The organism is Kitasatospora sp. NPDC127035 (assembly GCF_042726075.1).
Lineage (GTDB): Bacteria > Actinomycetota > Actinomycetes > Streptomycetales > Streptomycetaceae > Kitasatospora.
In genome coordinates this window covers 1-22006 of record NZ_JBHXDN010000079.1, presented here as the reverse complement: position 1 = coordinate 22006, position 22006 = coordinate 1, and the positions used below count along the sequence as shown (strand labels likewise).

Below are 22006 nucleotides of genomic sequence, written 5' to 3'. Positions count from 1 at the left end.
CTTTTCGTCCGTTCCGAGGCCTTCCCCTCGTCATGTGATGTGTGCCATTGTACATGTCACACTCCCCACCGGTGCTCGACGGGGCCGCCCCACGGCGCCGTCGCAACGGTCCTCACCCCCCCACCGGCCGCGCCCCCAACGCGGCCGACCAGGCCCGGAGGCCCCCACGTGAGAGCCGCACGCCCTCTGCACCAAATACCCCGTCTCGCCAGGCTGTTGACGCTGGCCCTGGCACTGCTCCTGTCGGTCGGGCTGTTCGCGCCGCGCAGCCAGGCCGCCCCCGCCCCGGCCTCGCCGCAGCCCGGCGGCGGCTCGCCCGCAGCCTCGGCCGCCCCCACCGACCCGGCCCCCCAGCCGGCCATCGGTGAGACGCCCGACGACCACGGCAAGAACCGGCCGGTGCCCGCGCGCGAGCGCGCCCCGTTCTCGACGACCGCGCCCGACAAGGCGGCCGACAGCGGGTCGAAGGCCGCCAAGAACAGCGCTCTCGCCAAGAGCTTCGGCGAGAGCGCGGCCGCGGCCGCCGAGCAGCCCTGCAACGTGTCCGACTTCACCGGCCGCACCGGCAGCGCCCTGGTCCAGACGATCAAGAGCGCCGAACTCGGCTGCATCAACGACCTGTTCGTCCTCACGGGAGGGGACGCGAGCGGGGCCTTCCGCGAGTCCCAGATGGTCACCGTGGCGAACGCCCTGCGCGACACCGCCGCCGCCTACCCGGGCGACAACTCCACCTCCACCGCCCAGCTGGTGCTCTACCTGCGCGCCGGCTACTTCGTGCAGTGGTACCACGCGTCCGACGTCGGCACCTACGGCACCGCCCTGCAGAACGCGATCCGGCCCGCGCTGGACGCCTTCTTCGGCAGCGCCCACTCGCGTGACGTCACCGCCGCCAACGCCGCGACGCTCGGCGAGGCGATCACCCTGATCGACAGCGCGCAGGAGAACGTCCGCTACCTCCCGGTCGTCAAGCGCCTGTTGGGCGCCTACGACGCCACCACCCACAACCCCGCGGGCATGGGCAACGCGCTCAACAGCGTCTTCACCGTGCTCTGGCGCGGCCACCAGACGGCCGGCTTCGCCGCCGCTGTCCAGGCGGACCCGAGCGTGCTCGACACGATGTACTCCTTCGTCACCGCCAACAACGCGCAACTCGGCGGCGACTACAGCTTCCTGGTGTACAACGCGACCCGCGAGCTCGGCCGCTTCCTGCAGTACGCGCCGCTCAAGGCCAAGGTCCGGCCGCTGGAGAAGGGCCTGGCCGACCAGTCCTCGCCGTCCGGCCGCACCGCCTACCAGTGGGCGGCAGCCGCGGAGATGGCCGAGGCCTTCGACCCGGGCAACTGCTCCTACTACGGCACCTGTGACTCGGCGAATCGGCTCAAGTCGGCCGTCCTGACGGTCAACTACACCTGCAGCCCGAGCATCCGCATCATCGCCCAGGCCCTGGACTCCGGTCAGCTCGGCACCGCCTGCTCCAGCCTGACCGCCCAGGACGCGTACTTCCACGCGGTGGCGAAGGACAACGGCCCGGTGGCCGACGACAGGAACACCACGATCGAGGTCGTGGTCTTCCACTCCCGGTTCGACTACGGGGTGTTCGCTGCCAGCGTCTACGGCATCGACACCAACAACGGCGGCATGTACCTGGAGGGCAAGCCCGCCGAGGCCGGCAACCAGCCGCGCTTCCTCGCCTACGAGGCCGACTGGGCCCGCCCGGAATTCCAGATCTGGAACCTCAACCACGAGTACACCCACTACCTCGACGGCCGGTTCGACATGTACGGCGACTTCAACGCCGGCATGACCACCCCGACCGTCTGGTGGGTCGAGGGCTTCGCCGAGTACGTCTCCTACTCCTACCGCAAGCTCTCGTACGACGCGGCGATCTCCGCCGCCGGCCTCCACACGTACAAGCTCTCCACCCTCTTCGACACCACCTACAACAACTCCGACAGCGAGCGGGTCTACCGCTGGGGCTACCTGGCCGTCCGCTACATGCTGGAGCAGCACCGCTCCGACATGGACGCCGTGCTCGCCAAGTACCGTTCCGGCGACTGGGCCGGCGCCCGTAGCTACCTGACCGGCACCATCGGCACCCGGTTCGACGCCGACTTCGACCGCTGGCTGACCGCCTGCGCCGCCGGCTCCTGCGGCACCACCAACCCGCCGGGCAACCAGCCGCCCACCGCCGCGTTCGGCACCGCGATCGGCGAGCTGGCCGTCACCTTCACCGACCGCTCGACCGACCCGGACGGGAGCATCACCGCCCGCGCCTGGGACTTCGGCGACGGCACCACGGCGACCACCACCAACCCGACCAAGTGGTACGCCAAGGCGGGCACCTACACCGTCACGCTCACGGTGACCGACAACAAGGGCGCCACCGCGAGCAGCCGGCAGAACGTCACCGTCGCGGGCCTGCCCGAGTGCTCCGGTGCCGACGTCCGGCAGCTCGACAAGAACTGCCGGCGCAGCAACCTCGCGGCGACCACCGGCAACTACACCCACTTCTACCTGTACCTCCCGGCCGGCGTGAAGCAGCTGAAGCTCACCAGCACCGGCGGTACCGGAAACGCCGACATGTACTTCAACACCGGCAGCTGGGCGTACACCAACGCCTACACCGCCCGGTCCGTCAACGCCTCCAACAACACCGAGACCCTCACCATCACCAACCCGCCGGCCGGCTACGTGTTCGTCAGCCTCTACGGCCAGCAGGGCTTCTCCGGCGCGAACATCAAGGCCGAGTACTGACCCGGCCCGACGTCCGCCCCACGTCCGACCGCTGACCTCGACGCACTGACGCCGACGCACTGACGTCGAACTGCCGAGGTCGAACCACTGGGGTCGAACCACCGACCGACCGGCTCCGGCCGGCGGGTCCACCGGGTGCCCCCGGCGGCGCGCGACGCGCACCGCCGGGGGCACCTCCGTGGTCGTCCCACCCCGCTCACGCCCCGATCCGTACCAGCGCCAGCGTGATGTTGTCCGGGCCGCCGGCCTCGATCGCCGCCTTCCAGAGTGCGAACGCGGCCCGTCCGTCGGCCCGTCCGGGATCGTCGGGCGGGAGGTCGAGCAGGGCGAAGAGCTCGTCCTCCGGGAGCGGGTCGGTCAGCCCGTCGCTGCACACCAGGTACCGGTCGCCGACCGCCAGCGGGGCGCGGCGCACGTGCGGTTCGACGAAGGTGAGGCCGAGCGAGCCACCGAGCGACTGGGTGACCAGCGAGGTGGTGCGCCGACCGGGTTGCAGCGGCGGACTGTCGTCCACGCTGACCCGGCGCAGCCCCGTCCCCTCGACCCGGTAGACCCGGCTGTCGCCGACGTTGAACACCACGGCCTCGTCGGGCAGCAGCACCAGGCCCGCGACCGTCGTCCCCATCGCGGCCAGCTCCGGATCGTCGGCCGCCGCCGCGTACACCGCCCGGTTGCAGTCCTGGAGCGCCTCGCGGACGGTCTCCTCGCTGACCAGGTCCGGGCCGGCCGCCGCCAGCCGCCGCGCGACCAGGGAGCTGGCCACCTCGCCGCCGGGGTGGCCGCCGAGGCCGTCGGCGACCGCCACCACGCACGGCGGGCCGACGGGGAAGAGCATGGTCTGCGGATTGGTGGTCACCGTCGCACAGAGCGTCCACGGCCCGACGGTCAGGCTGTCCTCGTTCTGCTCCCGCACCAGGCCCTCGTGGCTCAGCGCGCTCACCTCGATGTAGGCCGTCATCGGTTCGCCGTCCTTCCGGAGCTCCGGGCCGGCCGCGCCCGACTCCTCCCATTGTCGCGCGCGCCGTCCGCGCCGTCCGCGCCGGGCGGGGCCCGCTCCCGGGTATTGCACCGACCGATCCAAAAAGCTACGGTGCTGCCATGGCGAGACCGCGCACCTTCGACGAGGACCGGGCGCTGGACGCGGCGATGCGCGCGTTCTGGGCGAACGGTTACGAGGCCACCTCCACGCAGGACCTCTGTGCGGCGACCGGTCTCGGGCGGAGCAGCATCTACAACACGTTCAGCAGCAAGCACGACCTGTTCAAGCGGGCGCTGGCCCGCTACATCGACCTGATGACCATCCCGCAGATCGCCCTTCTGGAGGACCCGGAGCTGCCCCCGGCGGCGCGGATCCGGGCCCTGTTCGAGCGGATCGTCGACGCCGAGTTCGCCCTGCGCCCGGAGGGGCGCAGCATCGGCTGCCTGACGGTGAACACCATCGTCGAACTGGCCGGGCGCGACCCCGAGGCGGCCGCGATGGTGGGCCGGGACCAGGAGATCCGGCTGGTCGCGCTCCGGGGGGTGCTGGCGGCGGGGCAGCGGTCGGGCGAGATCGCCTCCCGCCGGGATCCGGGCGACCTGGCCCGGTTCCTGAACGCGGTGATCGGCGGCATGCGGGTCGCCGCCCAGGGCGGGGCCGACCGGGCCGCCCTCGAAGCCGTCGCCGCGACCGCGCTCGACGCCCTGGCCCCCTGAGGTCACCGCCCGACCGGACCTCCCTTCCGCCTTCCCTTCCGCCTTCCCGTGCCTTCGCCTGCCCTAATTTTGAACCGGTCAATCCAAAACCACCTGGGAGCAACACCGTGCCACGTGCCGTGTACGTCCTCGCCCTCGGCATCTTCGCGATGGTGACCAGCGAGTTCGCGGTCGCCGGGCTCATGCCGCAACTGGCGGAGGGCCTCGACGTCACCGTCCCGCAGGTCGGCTACCTGATCACGGCCTTCGCGGTCGCGATGTCGTTCGGCGGCCCGTTCCTCACCGTCGCGGTCCTGAGGATGCGCCAGAAGAACGCCCTGATCCTTCTCTTCGCGATATTCCTGGCAGGGAACCTGATCGCCGCGACCGCCTCCGGCTACCCGGTGATGCTGGTGGCCCGGGTGGTCACCGGCGTCGCGGCTCAGGCGTTCTTCGGCGTCTCGATCTCGCTCTGCGCGCAGCTCGCCCGCCCGGAGATCCGTGGGCGGGCCATCGCCGTCGCGATGAACGGCCTGATGCTCGGCACCCTGCTGGGACTGCCGCTGGCCACCGTGATCGGGGAGCACCTGGGCTGGCGGGCCGCCTTCTGGACGGTCGCCGTGCTCACCGTGGTCGCCGCGCTCTGCACCCTCGCCGGCGTGCCCGACGTCGACCATGCCGAGGGCGGCGGTTCCGTCCGCTCCGAACTGGGCGTCTTCCGCAACCCCAGGCTCTGGCTGACGTTCTCCACCAGCACCCTGATCATCGGCGCGACCTTCGCCGCGTTCAGCTACGCCAACCCGATCCTCACCGAGGTCACCGGCTTCTCGGCCGGTTCCGTCCCGCTGCTGCTGGTCGCGTACGGCGCGGCCACCGTCGTCGGCAACACCGTGGTCGGGCGCTTCGCCGACCGCTTCGCGGTGCCCGTGCTCACCCTGGGCCTGGCGCTGAACGCCGTCTTCCTGGCGGGCTTCGCGCTCTTCGCGGACCTGCCGGTGCCGGCCGTCGCGTTCCTGCTGGGCATCGGTCTGGTCGGCGTCACGATGAACCCCGCGATGGTGTCCCGGGTCCAGCGCACCGGCAACGCCCGCCCGCTGGTGAACACCGTCCACTCCTCCTTCATCACCCTGGGGATCATCATCAGCACCTCGTTCGGCGGCCTCGCGATCGACGCGTGGGGCCTGCGCGCGCCCCTCTGGCTGGGCGCCGGCCTCGCCGTCGCGGGCCTGGTCACCCTCCTCCCCGAGGCGCTCGGTACCCGCCGCGCCCACCCCACCCCCGCCCCCGCCGACCGCACCCCCGCCGACCGCACCCCCGAGCCCGCCTACACCGACTGACCTCCCCGCCCGGCCCCCGCTCCCGCCCCCGGCAGCCCTCGACAGCCAGGGGAGGGGGTCGGTGGGCAGCCGGGGGCGAGGAGAGGGGCGCTCGGGGGAATATCGGCGGGACGGTCGATGCTAAGGTGGTTGAAACTTTGACGATCGGATCCCGACCGGGATTCACCAGGAGTGTGGTGAGCAGCATGCAGTTCGGAATCTTCACCGTCGGCGACGTCACCCCCGACCCGACCACGGGCCGCACCCCGAGCGAACACGAGCGGATCAAGGCGATGGTCGCCATCGCACGCAAGGCCGAGGAGGTCGGGCTGGACGTCTTCGCGACCGGCGAGCACCACAACACGCCGTTCGTGCCGTCCTCGCCGACGACCATGCTCGGGTACATAGCCGCGCAGACCGACCGCATCATCCTCTCCACCTCGACCACCCTGATCACCACCAACGACCCGGTGAAGATCGCCGAGGACTTCGCGATGCTCCAGCACCTCGCGGACGGCCGGGTGGACCTCATGATGGGTCGCGGCAACACCGGCCCGGTCTACCCGTGGTTCGGCAAGGACATCCGCCAGGGTATCCCGCTCGCGATCGAGAACTACGCGCTGCTGCACCAGCTGTGGCGCGAGGACGTGGTGGACTGGCAGGGCCGCTTCCGCACCCCGCTGCAGTCCTTCACCTCCACCCCGCGCCCGCTGGACGGCGTCGCGCCGTTCGTCTGGCACGGCTCGATCCGCAGCCCGGAGATCGCCGAGCAGGCCGCCTACTACGGTGACGGCTTCTTCGCGAACAACATCTTCTGGCCCAAGGAGCACTTCCAGAAGCTGGTCAACCTCTACCGGGAGCGCTACGCCCACTACGGGCACGGCACCGCCGAACAGGCGTACGTCGGGCTCGGCGGCCAGGTGTTCATGCGGAAGAACTCGCAGGACGCGGTGCGCGAGTTCCGCCCGTACTTCGACAACGCGCCGGTGTACGGGCACGGCCCCTCGCTGGAGGAGTTCACCGACCAGACCCCGCTCACCGTGGGCAGCCCGCAGGAGGTCATCGAGAAGACGCTGACCTTCCGCGAGTCCTTCGGCGACTACCAGCGCCAGCTGTTCCTGATGGACCACGCGGGCCTGCCGCTGAAGACGGTGCTGGAGCAGCTGGACCTGCTCGGCGAGGAGGTCGTGCCGGTCCTGCGCGCCGAGTTCGCGAAGGGCCGCCCGGCCGAGGTCCCGGACGGGCCGACCCACGAGGCCCGGGTCGCGGCCGAGCTCGCCCGGCAGGGCGAGCAGCAGCAGGAGCAGCAGGAGACCACGGAGGTGACCAAGTGACCGCGTACCGACTGGTGGTGATCAGCGCCGGCCTGAGCAAGCCGTCCTCGACGCGGCTGCTCGCCGACCGGCTGGCCGAGTCGACGAGCCGCCGGCTCGGCTCCGCCGGGCGGCCGGTGGAGGTGACGGTGGTCGAACTGCGCGACCTCGCCACCGACATCGCGAACAACTTCGTCACGGGCTTCCCCGGCGCCGCACTGCGCGAGGCGATCGAGGAGGTCACCCGCGCCGACGGCCTGATCACGGTGACGCCGATCTTCGCGGCCTCGTACAGCGGGCTGTTCAAGTCGTTCTTCGACGTGATCGACCCGGACGCGCTCACCGGCAAGCCGGTGCTGATCGCGGCCACCGGAGGCACGCCCCGGCACTCGCTGGCGCTGGAGCACGCCGTCCGGCCGCTCTTCAGCTACCTGCGGGCGGTCGTCGTCCCGACCGCGGTGTACGCGGCCACCGACGACTGGGGCGCCGCGGGGGACCGGCTCACCGACGGCCTCCCCGGGCGGATCGACCGGGCGGCCGGCGAGCTCGCCGCGCTGCTGGCCGGCCGCGTCCCCTCGGCCCGGCCGGAGCAGACCGCCCCGGGCGCGCAAGCCCCGGCCGCCCAGGCCGTGGTCCCGTTCGCCGAGCAGCTCGCCGCCCTGCGGGTCTGACGGCGAGGCGGCGGGAGCGGCAGGGCGCCGGCGCCGCGCGGCGAACCCGCGGCAAGAAGGGGCGGACCCGACCCGGGCCCGCCCCTTCGCCGTGCTGTGCGGCGGGTGCTCAGACCGCGCGCGCGTCGTACGAGGCGCGGGCCGTCGCGATCTCCCGCTGATGCGACTCCGTCCACGTCACCAGCGACTGGATGGTGGCGTGCAGCGTCCGCCCCAGCGGCGTCAGCGCGTAGTCCACCCGGGGCGGCACCACCGGGTGGACCGTCCGTTCGACCAGGCCGTCACGCTCCAACTGCCGCAGCGTGACGGTGAGCATCCGCTGGCTGACCCCGTCGATCTCGCGCCGCAGCTCGGTGAAGCGCAGCGAGCGGCGGTCGAGCAGGGCGATGACCAGCAGCGACCACTTGTCGGCGATCCGGTCGAGAATCTGCCGGACCTCGCAGTCCTCCCGGGTGTCCCACTGGAGCACGTCGTAGCCGTCCTCGGTACCCGCGCAGTGCGTCGGTAACTTCAAAGTGCCTTCTTCCACAGCTCCTGATGCTGCCTCAGGATGGCCAGTGGTTACAAGAGGGAACCGACCGGCCGAAGAGGAACCGGCTCGTTCTGTCGCCCTCGCCTCCCCGCGCACTCCCAGGAGACCTCCGTGTCCGTGTCATCAGCCGTGCCCGAAACCGGAAGCCCGGGCCCTGTCGGAAGCCCGGGCCCGTCCGGCGGCCGGGTCGACGCCGCCTCCGGGCCCCCGTCCCGCTTCGGCGGGCGGGAGGCAGCCGTGCTCCTCGTGCTCTGCGGCGCGATCTTCCTGGAGGGCATCGACGTCGCGATGCTCAACGTGGCGCTCCCGTCGATCCGCGCCGACCTGGGGATGAGCACCGGTTCACTCAGCTGGGTGCTGAGCGCCTACGTGCTCGGTTACGGCGGGTTCATGCTGCTCGGCGGCCGGACCGCCGACCTGCTGGGCCGGCGCCGGATGTTCCTGCTCTGGCTCACCGTCTTCGTCCTCTTCTCCGGCCTCGGCGGTCTCGCCACCGAGGGCTGGATGCTCATCCTGGCCCGCTTCGTCACCGGCCTCTCCGCGGCCTTCATGACCCCCGCAGGACTGGCCGTCATCACCACCGCCTTCGCCGAGGGGCCCCGCCGCAACCGCGCCCTGCTCGTCTACGCGGGCACGGCGGCGGCCGGCTTCTCGCTCGGTCTGGTGGCCGGCGGGCTGCTCACCGCCGTCAGCTGGCGCTGGGTCTTCTTCGCTCCCGTCCTGCTGGCCGGCGCCCTGCTGATCGCCGCGCTGCCGCTGATCCCGCGCGACGAGGCGCCCACCCGTCGCGCCGGCGAACGCTTCGACCTGGCCGGCGCCGCGACCGCCACCGGCGCGATGCTGCTGCTGGTCTACGCGGTGGTCAGGCTCGGCGAGCCCGGCGCCGAGGCACTCTGGACGGTGGCCTCGCTGGCCGGCGGACTGGCCCTGCTGGCCGCCTTCGCGGCGATCGAACGGCGCTCCGCCGCACCGCTGGTCCGTCTCGGCCTGCTGCGCTCCGGGCCGCTCCTGCGGGCCAACCTGGGCGCGCTGCTCTTCGCCGGCTCGTTCTTCGGCTTCCAGTTCGTCGTCACCCTGTACCTCCAGGACCTGCGCGGCTGGAGCTCCCTCCAGACCGGGCTCGCGCTGCTCGCCGTCGGCGTGGACGCGGTACTGGCCCCGACGCTCACGCCCCGGCTGGTCGAGCGGTTCGGCAACGCCCGGGTGATCCTCGGCGGCTTCTGCCTGGCGGCCGTCTCGTACGCACTGTTCCTGCCGGTCGGGCTGGACTGGACGTACCCGATGATGTTCCCGACCATGATCCTCACCGGACTGGCGTTCGCGCTCGCCTACGGGCCGCTGACCATCGCCGCCACCGACGGCGTGGCCGAGGAGGAGCAGGGGCTGGCCGGCGGGCTGCTCAACACCTCCTTCCAGTTCGGCGCGGCACTCGGCCTCTCGGTGGTGACCACCGTCAACCTGGCGGCGACCGGCACGGACGGCACCGCGCAGGCCGGGCTGGACGGCTTCCGTGCCGCGCTGGTGGTGCCGGTGGCGGCGGTCGTGCTCGGCGCCCTGGTCACCGCGACCGGCCTGCGCCGCCGCACCCGCGGCTGACCCCCGCGCCACTGCGCCGCACCGTCGCGCCCGGCCCCGCGCCGGCCCCGCCCCAGGACCTGCCCCGGGGACCGTGTCACCTGCCGGCCCGTACCGGACGGATCCTCCGTCCGGTACGGGCCTTCGCGCGTTCGGGGCGGCGACCGCGCCGTAATGTCCGCTCTGGGGTGTAATCGTACGGACGATCAGACCCCGGAGACCGGAGTCCGCCATGCCCTCCGTGCCGCCCCCGTCCGCCGCCCGACTCCCGGCCGCCGACCCGGCGCCGCCCGCCGACCCGCCCGACGCGCAACCCGTCCTCGCCCCGCTCACCAGCGCCGCGATCTTCCTGGTGCTCACCGTCGACCCCGGTGGCGAGCAGACCGTCCGCGCGCTGCTCCCCGACCTCGCCGGACTGCGCCGCTCCGTCGGCTTCCGCGCCCCCGACGCGGGCCTGACCTGCGTCACCGGCATCGGTTCCGACGCCTGGGACCGCCTCTTCGCCGGCCCCCGTCCGGCGGCGCTGCACCCCTTCCGGGAGGTGGCCGGAGCCCGTCACCGCGCCCCGGCCACCCCGGGCGACCTGCTGTTCCACCTGCGGGCCGCCCGCATGGACCTCTGCTTCGAACTGGCCGGCCAGCTCACCCGGCGGCTCGCCGGGGCGGCCACCGTCGTGGACGCCGTCCACGGCTTCCGCTACTTCGACGACCGTGACCTGCTCGGCTTCGTCGACGGCACCGAGAACCCCGAGGGCCGGGCCGCGGACGCCGCCGTCCGGGTCGGCCCCGAGGACCCGGAGTTCGCGGGCGGTAGCTACGTCGTCGTGCAGAAGTACCTGCACGACCTGGACGCCTGGAACAGGCTGCCGGTCGAGGCACAGGAGCGGGCGGTCGGCCGTACCAAGCTCACCGACATCGAACTCGACGACGACTCCCAACCCGCCGACTCGCATGTCTCCCTGACCACGATCACCGGCCCGGACGGCGAGGAACGGCAGATCATGCGGTTCAACATGGCCTTCGGATCGTTCGAGGACGGTGGCGAGTTCGGCACCTACTTCATCGGCTACGCGCGCGACCCGGAGGTGACGGAGGAGATGCTGCGGAACATGTTCGTCGGCCGCCCGCCGGGCGCGTACGACCGGCTGCTGGACGTCTCCACCGCCGTCACCGGGACCCTCTTCCACGTGCCGACCGCGGACTTCCTCGACGACCCGCCGCCCGCACCCGCCGCGGACACCGCCGACGCCCCGCCCGTCCCCGCAGCGCCGCCCCGCGCCCCGTCCCTCGCCTCCTTCGATGGCTCGCTCGCCATCGGCAGCCTGAAAGAGACCCCGTCACGATGAACAACCTGCACCGCGACCTCGCCCCCGTCTCGGCCGCCGCCTGGGAGGAGATCGAGGAGGAGGCCCGGCAGACCTTCAAGCTGCACGTCGCCGGCCGCCGGGTGGTCGACCTGAGCGGCCCCGAGGGCCTCGCGCTCGCCGCCGTCGGAACCGGCCACCTGACCTCCATCGACCCGCCCGCGGACGGTGTCGTGGCCCACGCCAGGGAGGCCCGGCCGGTCGTCGAACTGCGCGTCCCGTTCACCGTCTCGCGCGAGGCCGTCGACGACGTCGAGCGCGGCTCCCGCGACTCCGACTGGCAGCCCGTCAAGGACGCCGCCCGGGCGCTCGCCCTGGCCGAGGACCGCACCGTCTTCGAGGGCTACCGGGCCGCGGGGATCGAGGGCATCCGCGCCGGCGCGTCCAACCCGGCGGTGCCGCTCCCGGCCGACGTCCGGGACTATCCCACCGCCGTCAGCCAGGCCCTCACCGTCCTCCGCCTCGCCGGCGTCGGCGGCCCGTACGCCCTGCTCCTCGGCGCCGGGGCCTACACCGCCGTGAGCGAGACCTCGGACCACGGCTACCCGGTGGCCGCACACATCGCCCGCCTGCTCGACGGCGAGATCATCTGGGCCCCGGCCGTCGAGGGCGCCTTCCTGCTCTCCGCCCGTGGCGGAGACTTCGAACTGGTCCTCGGCCAGGACGTCTCCGTCGGGTACCTCTCCCACACCCCTGACACCGTGGACCTCTACCTCCAGGAGTCCCTGACCTTCCGCCTCCTCACCGCGGAGGCCGCCGTAGCCCTGGGCGGCTGAGAAGTCGGGCGGGGTCATCTCCGAGGGCGTGATCGGAGCCCCGATCACGCCCTCGGAGATGGCGCGGCGCCTCAGTACCAGATGGGCATCCGCCAGAAGAACCCCGGTGCCGCCGGTTCCGCGGAATTATTGGCCGGCTCGGTGGCTCGGATCCGAGGGCATTCGACTATCGGGGCGTGAAGGTCGCTCATTTCCTGTGTCTCTCTGCGTGTAGCGATGGTTCGGGGCGCGAAGATCTGCTGCGCTCCGAGCCATGTGTAGCAGAGTCGTCAGGGGCAACACAAAGCGGTGTCTGACACATTGGCATGTGTTCGGTACCGTGCAATCGTTGGATCCATGTAGCGACTGCTTAGTATCTCTACGATCAAATTCGATCAGAAGTGCATAGAGTCGACGAGCAGTCAATCGGAACGCGGCACTCCATCTGCGCTTCGTGGATGGATCTTGGTAAGCGCCTCTTCGGCCAGGTCGGCCTGGTCGGCGGCGCCGATCTGCCGGGCGATCGAGATCGCCGCAGTGAGGTGGCCGATCGCGGCGACGCTCTGTCCGAGCATGACCTCGGAGCAGCCGAGCCCCCGTAGGGCGGCCACTTCTTCGCGGGTCGTTCCGATGGATCGGGCCAGCGCGAGGGCGATGGTGTACTGATCGTGAGCTTCCGCCGGACGGTCGGCCGATCGAAGTGTGTCACCGAGGCTGTTGAGCGTGTCCGCCTCGTGTCGGATGCCGCCGACTGAGCGGAACACGGACAGGGCTGACCGGTAGAGAGTCAGGGCTCGATCGAGTTCCTCCGGGATCCTGAGCGAGGATGCCAGGTTGATCTTCACGACTGCCAGGTCGAAATGGGACATGAAGTCCACCCCGCGTTCGAGTATGCGTTCGAATGCGATGCGGGCCGCCGGAAGGTCGCCGGCGCTCAGGTGAAGGTCGCCGATATTGTTGAGAATTATCAGTTCGAAAGTTCTGTCATTGAATTGCCGAGCCAGCGGAAGGGCGCTCCGATAGGCCGTGAGGGCCATTTCCTGATTTCCTAGTGAGCTCTGCACGATTCCGACGCTGGCGAGGCACCGGGCGGTGTTCCAGCGGTCGCCGCTCTCTCTTCGGATTCGCAGCGCCTCCTCTTGCATGGCAAGAGCCTGGGGCAGGGAGCTCTGGTGCCAGAGCAGCTCGCCGAGCAGGCTCAGTGCCTCTGCGATGGCATCTGTGTCCTCCTCGGCCCGAGCCAGGGCGAGCCCGCGCTCCAGGGCCTCGAACGCCGCCGGGTAGCGCGAGGCGTTCGCGAGGGTCGCGCCGAGGTTGATCAGCGCCCGTGCCTCGCAGCGGTCGTTCGCTGCCGAACGCCAGTACGTGACCGAGGCTTGATGCAGGTCGTGGGCCTCACTCCAGTAGGCCTGGGCGTCAAGGTGGCCGGCCAGTACGTGAGCCAGCCAGGCGGCGGCCTCGGGGTGCTCGGTGTTCTGTGCATGGGCTGCGAGCGCGATCAGTCCCGCTTGCTCGGTGTCAAGCCAGTCCCGCGCGGATTCGGTTGAGTTGAGGTCAATGTCGTACAGGAGTGTTTCCAGTCCGGGTAATTGACGGAGCGGTGGCAATGCGAGACGTGACCGCCGCGGATACAACAGCCGGTCGGCTTGGTCGGCCGCCCCGAGCATGAAACCGAGCAGCCGGCGGATGGCTCCATCGACCTCTTCCGGGCCCCCCTCCTCGCGAGCCAGCAGAATCGCGTACTCGCGGAGGAGGTCATGGAGTTGGAAGCGCTCCGGCACGTCCTCGCCAAGTAGGTGGCAGTGGTGCAGGGCCTCCAGAATCTGGTCCGTCTCGTCGACCGACCGCCCCAGCAGCGCCGCCGCCGCGTGCAGGCCGATGTCCGGCCCCGGGTAGAGGCCCAGTAGCCGGAACGCCTCCCGCTGCTCGCGGGGCAGGGAGCGGTAGGAGACCTCGAAGGCGCGGGCGATGCTCTCGGAGCCGTGCCGGATCTCCGCGAGCCGGCCGGTCTTGCGGGACAGCCGCTGGGCCAGATGATCCAGGGTCCACGAGGGGCGCGCCTTGAACCGGCTCGCGGCTAGTTCGATGGCCAGCGGCAGAAGGCCGCAGCGGTCGACGATTTCGACGATCCGGCTGCGGTCGCCCGCCCGTTCGCGACCGACCACCGAGGTGAACAGGGCGACCGCGTCATCGACGGGCAGGATGTCCAGGAAGATCGGTCTGGAGCCGGGTAGCTCGGCGAGCCGGTGGCGGCTGGTGACGAAGACCAGGGAGGCAGGGGCGGTCGGTAGCAGGGGACGGATCTGGGCTGCGCTGGAGGCGTCGTCGAGCACCACGACGGCCCGGCGCGAGGCCAGGACCTCGGCGCAGAGCCCGAAGAGCTCCTCGGTGTCGAGCGGGATGGTCGCGGCCGGAACACCGAGTCGCCGGAGCAGTGCGGTGGCTGTGGCCTCGGTGGTGAGCGGGTGCTGGTTGCCCGCGTGGGCACCTAGGTTGAGGTGAACGTAGCCACCGGGGAAGCGCGACCGCATCAGGTGTGCCGCATGCAGGGCGAGCGTGGTCTTGCCGACGCCGGCCATGCCGAGGATCGCGGACACGGTCACCACGCCGCCCTGCTCGTTCCCGTCCTCGGGCTCGCCGAGCAGTCGTCGGAGATCGTCGTGGCGGCCGATCATGTGTCGAGCCGGTGGGCCGACCGGGACTGGCCGCTGGGCGGGCGCCGTGCGCGCAGGGTGCGGCCGAGCCGTCGTCCGCCGGTCGGTGCGTCCATCCGTCCGGTCCTCGGGCGGCGGCTCCGCCCGCCCGTCCGGTCCCGAGAGCGGGGCGCCCCGCAGCATCCGCTCGTGGAGGCGGGTGAGGGCGGCGCCGGGGGCGGTGCCGAGGTCGGCGCGGAGGCGGCGGACGACGGCGGGGTAGACGGCGAGCGCCTCGGCCTGGCGGCCGGCGCCGTGGAGGGCGACCAGCAGGTGGGCGGCGACGCGTTCGTCGGTGGGGCGCTCCTCGCGGAGCGCGGTGAGTTCGGGGATGAGTTCGCTGTGGCGGCCGAGCCGGAGGTCGATCTCGACCCGCAGGAGGGTGGTGGCGAGGCGCTGGTCGGCCATGGTGGCGCGGGTGGACTGGGCCCAGCCGCCGGGGAGTCCGGCGAGCGGTTCGCCGCGCCACAGTTCCTCGGCCCGGCTCAGGACGGTCCGCGCCTGGACGTCGTCCCCGTTGTCGGCGAGTTGGCGGGCTCGCCGCGAAAGGTCGACATAGCGATGCCAGTCGATCAATTGGGGGTCGGTGCGAAGCGCATACGTGTGCGATCGGGTGTCGATGGTGGGGACGTCCCGGGGCGCGCTGAGGCCTTCCGCGTCGGCGGCCTTTCGCAACTCGCTCCGAATGCGGGAGACGTGACTGTAGATGCTGGCCAGCGCGCTGGGCGGCGGTTCCTCGTCCCAGATCCTGTTGGCCAGCCACTCGTGCGAGAGCGGTCGCCCCACCTCCAGGGCCAGGGCGGCGAGCAGGCGGCGACGCTTGTCCGAGCGAATCGCCAACAACTCGCCGTTCACCGAAAGTTCAACCGAGCCCAGAAGATGGAACTCCATTCGACGCCCCCCGCCGGTTGGCTACCAGCTTGCCGTGTCGGAGGTGAGCATCCCACGCTTTCGGGCGCCGTTGCTATACCGTCTGCCTTCTTCAGGGATCGAGGTTATTGGCATATTCTCCATATGACCATGCGTCATGTGGTATCGGCTGCACGGTATTTGATCACCTCTGATCACCGTCGGGGTCCTGCCACTCGGATACGTCGTTCTGCGGGTAGGGGGACCAGTGGAGCCTGTGACGTTCACGGAGCCGGATGCGCAGCCGGGTGCACGGCCGGCCGGCGGGAGCGGCCGGTGAGTGAGGCGGATCAGCAGTCGACGGGCGGGAGTTACTCGGTCTCCGGCACCCGGGTGGGCGGTTCGGTGGTCCAGGCCGGGTCGATCCGGAGCGTGCACATCCACGGCGGGCCCGCCCCGGCCCCGGCGCTTCCCGTGCCACGCCAACTCCCCCCGGTGCCGAGACGCTTGGTCGGACGTGAGGACGATCTCGCGGCGCTGGACCGGTCGTTGGGCGACGCGACCGACGCCGCCGACGTCACGGTGGTGGTGACCGGTCCGGCCGGGGTGGGCAAGACGGTGCTCGCCACCCAGTGGCTGCGCGGCCTGTCCGGCAGGTTCCCCGACGGCCAGCTCTACGCCGACCTGCGCGGTCATGCCCCGGGCGGGCCGGCCGACCCGGCCGAGGCGCTGGGCGCCTTCCTGCGGGCCTTCGGGATCACGCCGGTGCCCGGCAGCCTGGCGGAGGGGGCCGCGCTGTGGCGCTCGCTGGCCGCCGAGCGCCGGATCGCCGTGCTGCTCGACAACGCCTCCACGGCGGCGCAGGTCCGCCCGCTGCTGCCCGGTTCGGAGCACGCCGTCGTCGTGGTCACCAGCCGGCGCCGCCTCACCGGCCTCGGCATAGACGGGGCCGTGTTCCGCAAGGTCGACCTGCTCTCGGACGACGCGGCGGCGCAGCTGCTCACCCAGCGGGTCGGCGAGGACCGGGTGGCCCGCGAACGCGCCGCCGCCGCCGAGGTGGTGGAGCGCTGCGCGGGCCTGCCGCTCGCGGTCTGTCTGGCCGCCGCCCGGATCGCGGCCCGCCCGGTCCAGTCGCTCGCCGCCACCGCCGAGGCGCTCGGCCACGAATCCGACCGGCTCGCCGCGTTCGACGTGGAGGGAGAGGCCGTGCACCATGTGCTGGACGCGTCCTTCGAGGTGCTGGACGCGGACGCGGCGCGCTTCTACCGGCTTCTCGGTCTGTTGCCCTTCCCCGTCTTCACGCTCGATGTCGCCTGCGCCGTGGGCGACTTGGCACCCGGCGTGGCGGACCGGCTGCTCGACGGCCTGATCGACGTCCACCTCCTGGAGGAGATGGAGGGCGGATTCCGTTTTCACGATCTGGTGAAGTTGCACGCCCGGGCGCTCGCCGTCGAGGTCCGTGACGCGCCGGAGGGCCGGGCCGCCGTCGACCGTGTCCTCGACTGGTACCTGGCCTCCGCGACCGCCGCCGAGGCGCTGCTCAGCCCGAGCCACCGCACCCTGGGCCGTGACTACACGCGGCAACCGGTGCCCCGCGCAAGAGAGTTCACCGAAGAGGCGGAGGCCCTCGGCTGGCTGGACGCCGAGGCCGACCGGCTTGCGGACGCACTGCGCTGGGCCGCCGCCACCGACCGGACCGCCGTCGCCTGGCAACTCGTCGACGCCATGTGGCCGTTGTTCCTCCGGCGGCGTCCGGCCCGGCTCTGGATCGAGGCGCACCGGATCGGCCGGGCCGCCGCCCGCGCGGCCGGCGACCGGGCGGGGGAGCTGCGGATGCTCACCTCCGGCGGCACCGGCCTGCGCAACGCCGGGGAGGGGGAGGAGGCGGCCGCCTGGTTCGAGGAGGCGTTCGCGCTGGCCCGGACGGTCGGCGACCCGCTCGTCGAGGCCGACGCGCTCTACGGCCTGAGCCAGACCCACCGGACGGCGGGCCGGCTCACCGAGGCGGCCGAGTGCCTCCGCGGGGCGGTCACCCTGCGTGAGGCCCGGGGCTACGCCCGTGGCACCGCCCTCGCCCGTCTGGCGCTGGGTGACGTCCTGCTCGCCGCCGGGCGGGCCGCCGAGGCCGTCCCGGTGATCACCGGCGCCCACCGTGAGCTGGCCGCCGTGCCCGCCGCGTACGAGGCCGCCCGGGCGCTCGCCTTCCTCGGTCAGGCGCACGCGGCGCTCGGTGCGGACGGGGAGGCGGAGCGCTGCTACGCGGAGGCGCTGGCCGAGTTCCGTACCGGTCAGGCCCGGCACTGGGAGGCCCGTGTCCTCGAACTCACCGGCGACCTGGCCCGTGACCGCGGGCGCCTCACCGAGGCGGCGGCCCGGTACCGGGAGTCGCTGTCCCACTACCGGGCGCTGGCCGCCCCCGACGCCGCCCGCCTGGCCGCCGGCCTCGACGCCCTGGGGGCCGCCGCCTCCCCGCCGGACGACGGGGAGGCGGGCCCGGAGTAGTGGTGCCGCCGGGCGCAGGTCGGTTCGGCTCACCGGCCGTCGGGCCGTCCGGGTGGGCGCCCGGTCGGCGGGGCGGTCGGCGGGGAGGGTGTGCCGGGTCGCCGTCCGCGGCCGAACCTGCCGCCGAGCGACCCGTGCGGGGAGGACGCCGAGGCGGCCAACGTGGTGATCTCGGCCAGTGCCCGCCCGGCGGCCAACCAGGCGTGGGCGAGCGAACCGACGGCCGACCGCGGCCAGGAGGACGGCGGACCGCCGGTGCCGGGCCGGAGCCGGAGGGCCAGCCGCCCTCCCGTCCGGGCGAGGACGAGGAACGAGCCGCCGCCGCACTCGGCCGAGGCGACCGCGCAACCGGGGTGCGCCCGCAGGACGGCGGCGAGCCGGGCGAGTGCCTGTCGGGGATCGGGCGCGCGGAGGTGGAGGACGTCGGCATGGTGGCGCCACCGGCCGGCGTCGGGGTCGGTGAGGTCGAGCGCCAGGTGCTCGTCGACGAAGGTGCGGGCGAGCGGGTCGCCGTCCGGATCGTTCCGCAGGCAGCTGGTGAGCAGACCGTGGCAGAAGCCGGCGGGGGAGTGGACGCGGGCCTCGAAGAGCGAGGCGGGCGCCCCGGCCGACGGCGCGAGGCCGTCGGCCGGGGCGAGCCGCACCGTGTGCAGTGCGGCCACGGTCACCCCCACCCGCCGTGTCCGCCGTGTCCGGCAGATCCGCCGGGTTCGCCGGGCCCGGCGAACCCCGCGCCCCCCGAGGACGACACGAGCGACAGGGGCAGGGGAAGGGGCAGCGCCGGTGGTTCCGGCGCGTGGGCGGGTTCGCCCAGACCGAGGACGCGGTAGAGCAGCCGCCGCATCCGCCGGTCGAACCGGCCCGGCTCGGAGCTGATCCGCGCGGCGATGGCGGCGTACTCCTCGGGCCGGTACTGCTCCGCCGCGTACGCGAGCTGGGCGGTCAGCGGGTGGGCGGGGGTGAGTGACGGCGCCGTGCGGGCGAGCAGCGCGCCGGGCGACCGCGGATTGACGTCCCGGTGCGGGTACTCGGCGAGCAGGATCGGCGCCCGGGTCATCGTGCCGTACAGGGTGACGGAGCCGTGGTCGCCGATGATGAAGTCGGCCGAGACGAGCAGCGGCCGCCAGTCCTCCTCGGGCGAGAGCACGGTGACCGCCCCGCGCGAGGTCGCCGTCGCCCAGGAGCGCACGGCCCAGGGGCTGTGTTGGGCGGCGACGTTGGGGTGGACCAGCAGCGCGGTCCGGTAGCCGTGCCGGGGCAGTTCGGCGGCCAGCCGAGGCAGGACCGCGTCCAGCCTGGTGAACAGCGAGCCGCTGCCCCAGGTGGAGCAGACCACCACCAGCCGCTCGTCGGGCCGCAGCCCGAGCGCCGCCCGGTACCGTTCGCGGGCGGGGAGCGCGGCGGCGATCCGGTCGTAGCAGCCGTCGCCGACCACCTCGGCGATCGGCAGCGCCTCCGGGCAGCCGCGGCCGAGTTCGGTGAGGTCGTCCTGGTGGGCGAGCGCGTACGCGGTGGGCACCAGCTGCCCGTTCCAGGTGACGTACTCGGGCCCGAGCCCGGCGACCGTTCGAGCGGACCGCCCGGACTCGGCGCCCACCGGTTCCGCCCCCGCCGAGCCCCCGCCCGTCGGGTCTCCTCCTACCGCGCGCTCGCCGGCCGAGCCCGCGCCCGTCGCCTCCGCCGGGCCGGTCGCGCCTGCCACCCCTGCCACCCCTGCCTGCCCGGGTGACAGCTTGATGTGCCCGGCCCCGTGCGGCAGCCGGACGAGCGGGCCGCGCAACTGCTCCAGCCCCTGCGAGCCGGCCGCCAGCACCAGGTCGAACTCCCGCCGGACGGCCTCCGCCCACGGCAGCACCGTGCCACCGAGCCGCCGGACGTGTGCCGCCGCACCCCCGTTGAAGGCGTGCGGCGCCACCGTGAACTGGACGTGGACCCGCAGGTCCGCGCCGAGCAGCGGGTAGATGTCGTGCAGCCGCTGGCCGTACACCATGGAGTGCACGACCACCAGCACCTCCTTGCAGTCGGTCAGCGTGGCCCACGACCGCCGGTTGCCCGGCCGCTCCCCGCCCTGCTGTCCGTTCCGCCGTTCCCCGTGGCGGACTTCCCCGTGCACCAAGGTCATGTCGGTCCCCCTCCTTGATCCCGGTCCGGGGCCCCGGGTCTCGGCGGCCCCGACGAGGGTCTGCCCGGGCGGTCTGGCGGATTCCATGACGGGTCCTGGCAGGTGCTTGCGCAAACCTTGCGCGCAGCCTTTCCCCGGTCCACCGCCCGGCCCGTTCCCGCGGCTCGCCGGCTCGCGGGCGCCGTTCGCGGCCCCTCTGCCGGACCCGCCGGAGGGCCGAAGGGTACTGAGTTCCTTTACGAGGGGTACTGAGTGCCGTATTCTCTCGGGAGAGCCTCTGACGCCAGTCGAAGAGAGCCGACAGGGCATGCCGGTCCAGGTGGCGCGCGCCGCACGCAGGGCGCGGTGCGCCGGACTTGGCACTCAGTACCCTCGGCATGACCTGAGGCCGTGGACCAGTGCACCCGTACCAAGTGCACCCGTACCAGGAGAACCGCTCATGAGCTTGAGGATCGTTGTCTGTGTGAAGCACGTGCCGGACGCGACGGGTGACCGTCGTTTCTCGGACGATCACACCACCGACCGGGAGGGCGTGGACGGCCTTCTGTCGGAGCTGGACGAGTACGGCGTGGAGCAGGCGTTGCGGATCGCGGAGGCGAGCGGTGACGCCGAGGTGACGGTGTTGACGGTGGGTCCGGACGATGCGAAGGACGCGCTGCGCAAGGCGTTGTCGATGGGTGCGGACAAGGCCGTGCACGTGAACGACGACGGCATCCACGGTTCGGACGTGATCGGGACGTCGGCGGTGCTGGCGAAGGCGTTGGAGAAGACCGGGTTCGACCTGGTGATCGGTGGTATGGCGTCGACGGACGGGTCGATGGGTGTGCTGCCGGCGCTGTTGGCTGAGCGTCTGGGTGTGCCGCAGGTGACGCTGCTGTCGGAGGTGTCGGTCGAGGGTGGTGTGGTGAAGGGCCGTCGGGACGGTGACGCGGCGACGGAGCTGGTGGAGGCTTCGCTGCCGGCGGTGGTGTCGGTGACGGACCAGTCGGGTGAGGCGCGCTACCCCTCGTTCAAGGGGATCATGGCGGCGAAGAAGAAGCCGGTGCAGTCGCTGGACCTGGACGATCTGGGGATCGGGGCGGACGAGGTCGGTCTGGCGGGTTCGTGGACGGCGGTGGAGTCGGTGGCGGCGCGTCCGGCGCGTACCGCGGGCACGGTCGTCAAGGACGAGGGCGAGGGCGGCAAGGCGCTCGCGGGCTTCCTCGCCGACCAGAAGTTCATCTGATCGGCGCCAGGCCCCACTCCCGTCCCACCTCACCCCACCACTTCCACGTACGGAGACATTGAGCAATGGCTGAGATTCTCGTCCTGGTGGACCACGCCGACGGTGTGGTCCGCAAGCCGGCCCTCGAACTGCTGACCCTGGCCCGCCGGATCGGCGAGCCGTCGGCCGTCGTCCTCGGGGCCGGTCCGGCCGCCGCCGCGATCGCCGGGAAGGCGGCCGAGTACGGCGCGGCGAAGGTCTACGTGGCCGACGGCGCCGAGTTCACCGACCAGCTGGTCGTCCCGAAGGTGGACGCGCTGACCCAGATCGCGAAGGCGAGCGAGGCCGCCGCGGTGCTGGTCACCTCCTCCGGCGAGGGCAAGGAGGTCGCCGCCCGCGTCGCCCTGCGCCTCGGCTCCGGCATCATCACCGACGCGGTGGACCTCCGCGCGGGCGAGGACGGCCCGATCGTGACCCAGTCGGTGTTCGCCGCCTCGTTCACCGTCGACTCGCGCGTCTCGACCGGGGTGCCGGTGATCGCGGTCAAGCCGAACGCCGTCGCGCCGGAGGCCGCCGCGGCCGAAGGCGCCGTCGAGGACGTCACCGTCGCGTTCACCGGCAACGCCGCCAAGGTCGTCTCGCGCACCCCGCGCGTCTCCACCGGCCGCCCCGAGCTGACCGAG

The 22006-nt window shown here is 72.4% G+C and carries 15 protein-coding genes and 1 pseudogene; 11 read left to right on the top strand and 5 right to left on the bottom strand.

Features of this window, described 5'->3' with window-relative positions; translation table 11 throughout:
* Positions 1–168 precede the first annotated feature (168 nt).
* Positions 169–2754: a collagenase gene (locus ACFWIC_RS35090; protein WP_380520984.1), complete on the top strand. Its 2586-nt coding sequence runs from the start codon at positions 169–171 to the stop codon at positions 2752–2754.
* Between the two features lie 196 nt (positions 2755–2950).
* On the opposite strand, the gene ACFWIC_RS35085 is transcribed toward ACFWIC_RS35090, so the two are convergent.
* Positions 2951–3712 (bottom strand): PP2C family protein-serine/threonine phosphatase, encoded by a 762-nt coding sequence (locus ACFWIC_RS35085; RefSeq protein WP_380520982.1) that lies wholly within the window; start codon positions 3710–3712, stop codon positions 2951–2953.
* 140 nt (positions 3713–3852) lie between these two features.
* Here ACFWIC_RS35085 and ACFWIC_RS35080 point away from each other — a divergent pair, with 140 nt between their 5' ends.
* The 4 genes from ACFWIC_RS35080 to ACFWIC_RS35065 all read left to right on the top strand — a co-directional run bounded on the left by ACFWIC_RS35080 (position 3853) and on the right by ACFWIC_RS35065 (position 7728).
* Entirely contained in the window at positions 3853–4449 is a 597-nt protein-coding gene (locus ACFWIC_RS35080) for a helix-turn-helix domain-containing protein (RefSeq protein ID WP_329947807.1), read from the top strand.
* Between the two features lie 107 nt (positions 4450–4556).
* Positions 4557–5765: an MFS transporter gene (locus ACFWIC_RS35075; RefSeq protein ID WP_380520980.1), complete on the top strand. Its 1209-nt coding sequence runs from the start codon at positions 4557–4559 to the stop codon at positions 5763–5765.
* Positions 5766–5950: 185 nt separating this feature from the next.
* On the top strand, positions 5951–7078 hold the full coding sequence (locus tag ACFWIC_RS35070) for an LLM class flavin-dependent oxidoreductase (RefSeq protein WP_329879654.1): 1128 nt from the start codon (positions 5951–5953) through the stop codon (positions 7076–7078).
* A complete protein-coding gene (locus ACFWIC_RS35065; RefSeq protein ID WP_380520979.1) occupies positions 7075–7728 on the top strand; it encodes an FMN reductase in 654 nt (217 codons plus the stop codon). Before ACFWIC_RS35070 ends, ACFWIC_RS35065 begins: the two co-directional genes overlap by 4 nt.
* A 109-nt stretch (positions 7729–7837) precedes the next feature.
* Here ACFWIC_RS35065 and ACFWIC_RS35060 read toward each other — a convergent pair whose 3' ends face one another.
* Positions 7838–8242 (bottom strand): helix-turn-helix domain-containing protein, encoded by a 405-nt coding sequence (locus ACFWIC_RS35060; protein WP_329947804.1) that lies wholly within the window; start codon positions 8240–8242, stop codon positions 7838–7840.
* A gap of 255 nt (positions 8243–8497) precedes the next feature.
* Between ACFWIC_RS35060 and ACFWIC_RS35055 the strand changes: the two genes are divergently transcribed.
* The 3 genes from ACFWIC_RS35055 (at position 8498) to ACFWIC_RS35045 (ending at position 11974) form a co-directional block, all read left to right on the top strand.
* Entirely contained in the window at positions 8498–9856 is a 1359-nt protein-coding gene (locus ACFWIC_RS35055) for an MFS transporter (RefSeq protein WP_380362527.1), read from the top strand.
* Between the two features lie 211 nt (positions 9857–10067).
* Positions 10068–11180: a Dyp-type peroxidase gene (locus ACFWIC_RS35050; protein WP_329947802.1), complete on the top strand. Its 1113-nt coding sequence runs from the start codon at positions 10068–10070 to the stop codon at positions 11178–11180.
* A complete protein-coding gene (locus ACFWIC_RS35045) occupies positions 11177–11974 on the top strand; it encodes a family 1 encapsulin nanocompartment shell protein (RefSeq protein WP_329947801.1) in 798 nt (265 codons plus the stop codon). Before ACFWIC_RS35050 ends, ACFWIC_RS35045 begins: the two co-directional genes overlap by 4 nt.
* 401 nt (positions 11975–12375) lie before the next feature.
* Here the strand turns inward: ACFWIC_RS35045 and ACFWIC_RS35040 are convergent, their stop codons facing one another.
* A complete protein-coding gene (locus ACFWIC_RS35040; protein ID WP_380362531.1) occupies positions 12376–15537 on the bottom strand; it encodes a tetratricopeptide repeat protein in 3162 nt (1053 codons plus the stop codon).
* 294 nt (positions 15538–15831) lie between these two features.
* Between ACFWIC_RS35040 and ACFWIC_RS35035 the strand changes: the two genes are divergently transcribed.
* Entirely contained in the window at positions 15832–17997 is a 2166-nt protein-coding gene (locus ACFWIC_RS35035) for an ATP-binding protein (RefSeq protein WP_380520976.1), read from the top strand.
* 29 nt (positions 17998–18026) lie between these two features.
* Here the strand turns inward: ACFWIC_RS35035 and ACFWIC_RS35030 are convergent, their stop codons facing one another.
* Both ACFWIC_RS35030 and ACFWIC_RS35025 read right to left on the bottom strand, forming a co-directional pair.
* Positions 18027–18659 carry a hypothetical protein gene (locus tag ACFWIC_RS35030; RefSeq protein WP_355405124.1) on the bottom strand — a complete coding sequence of 211 codons (633 nt, stop codon included), beginning with the start codon at positions 18657–18659 and terminating at the stop codon, positions 18027–18029.
* A 2-nt stretch (positions 18660–18661) separates the two neighbouring features.
* Positions 18662–20119, bottom strand: a complete 1458-nt coding sequence (locus tag ACFWIC_RS35025) for a hypothetical protein (RefSeq protein WP_380520975.1) — start codon at positions 20117–20119, stop codon at positions 18662–18664.
* 439 nt (positions 20120–20558) lie between these two features.
* Between ACFWIC_RS35025 and ACFWIC_RS35020 the strand changes: the two genes are divergently transcribed.
* On the top strand, positions 20559–21344 hold the full coding sequence (locus ACFWIC_RS35020) for an electron transfer flavoprotein subunit beta/FixA family protein (RefSeq protein ID WP_380364369.1): 786 nt from the start codon (positions 20559–20561) through the stop codon (positions 21342–21344).
* 65 nt (positions 21345–21409) lie between these two features.
* Positions 21410–22006 (top strand): annotated as a pseudogene (locus tag ACFWIC_RS35015) (electron transfer flavoprotein subunit alpha/FixB family protein); the annotation flags it as partial.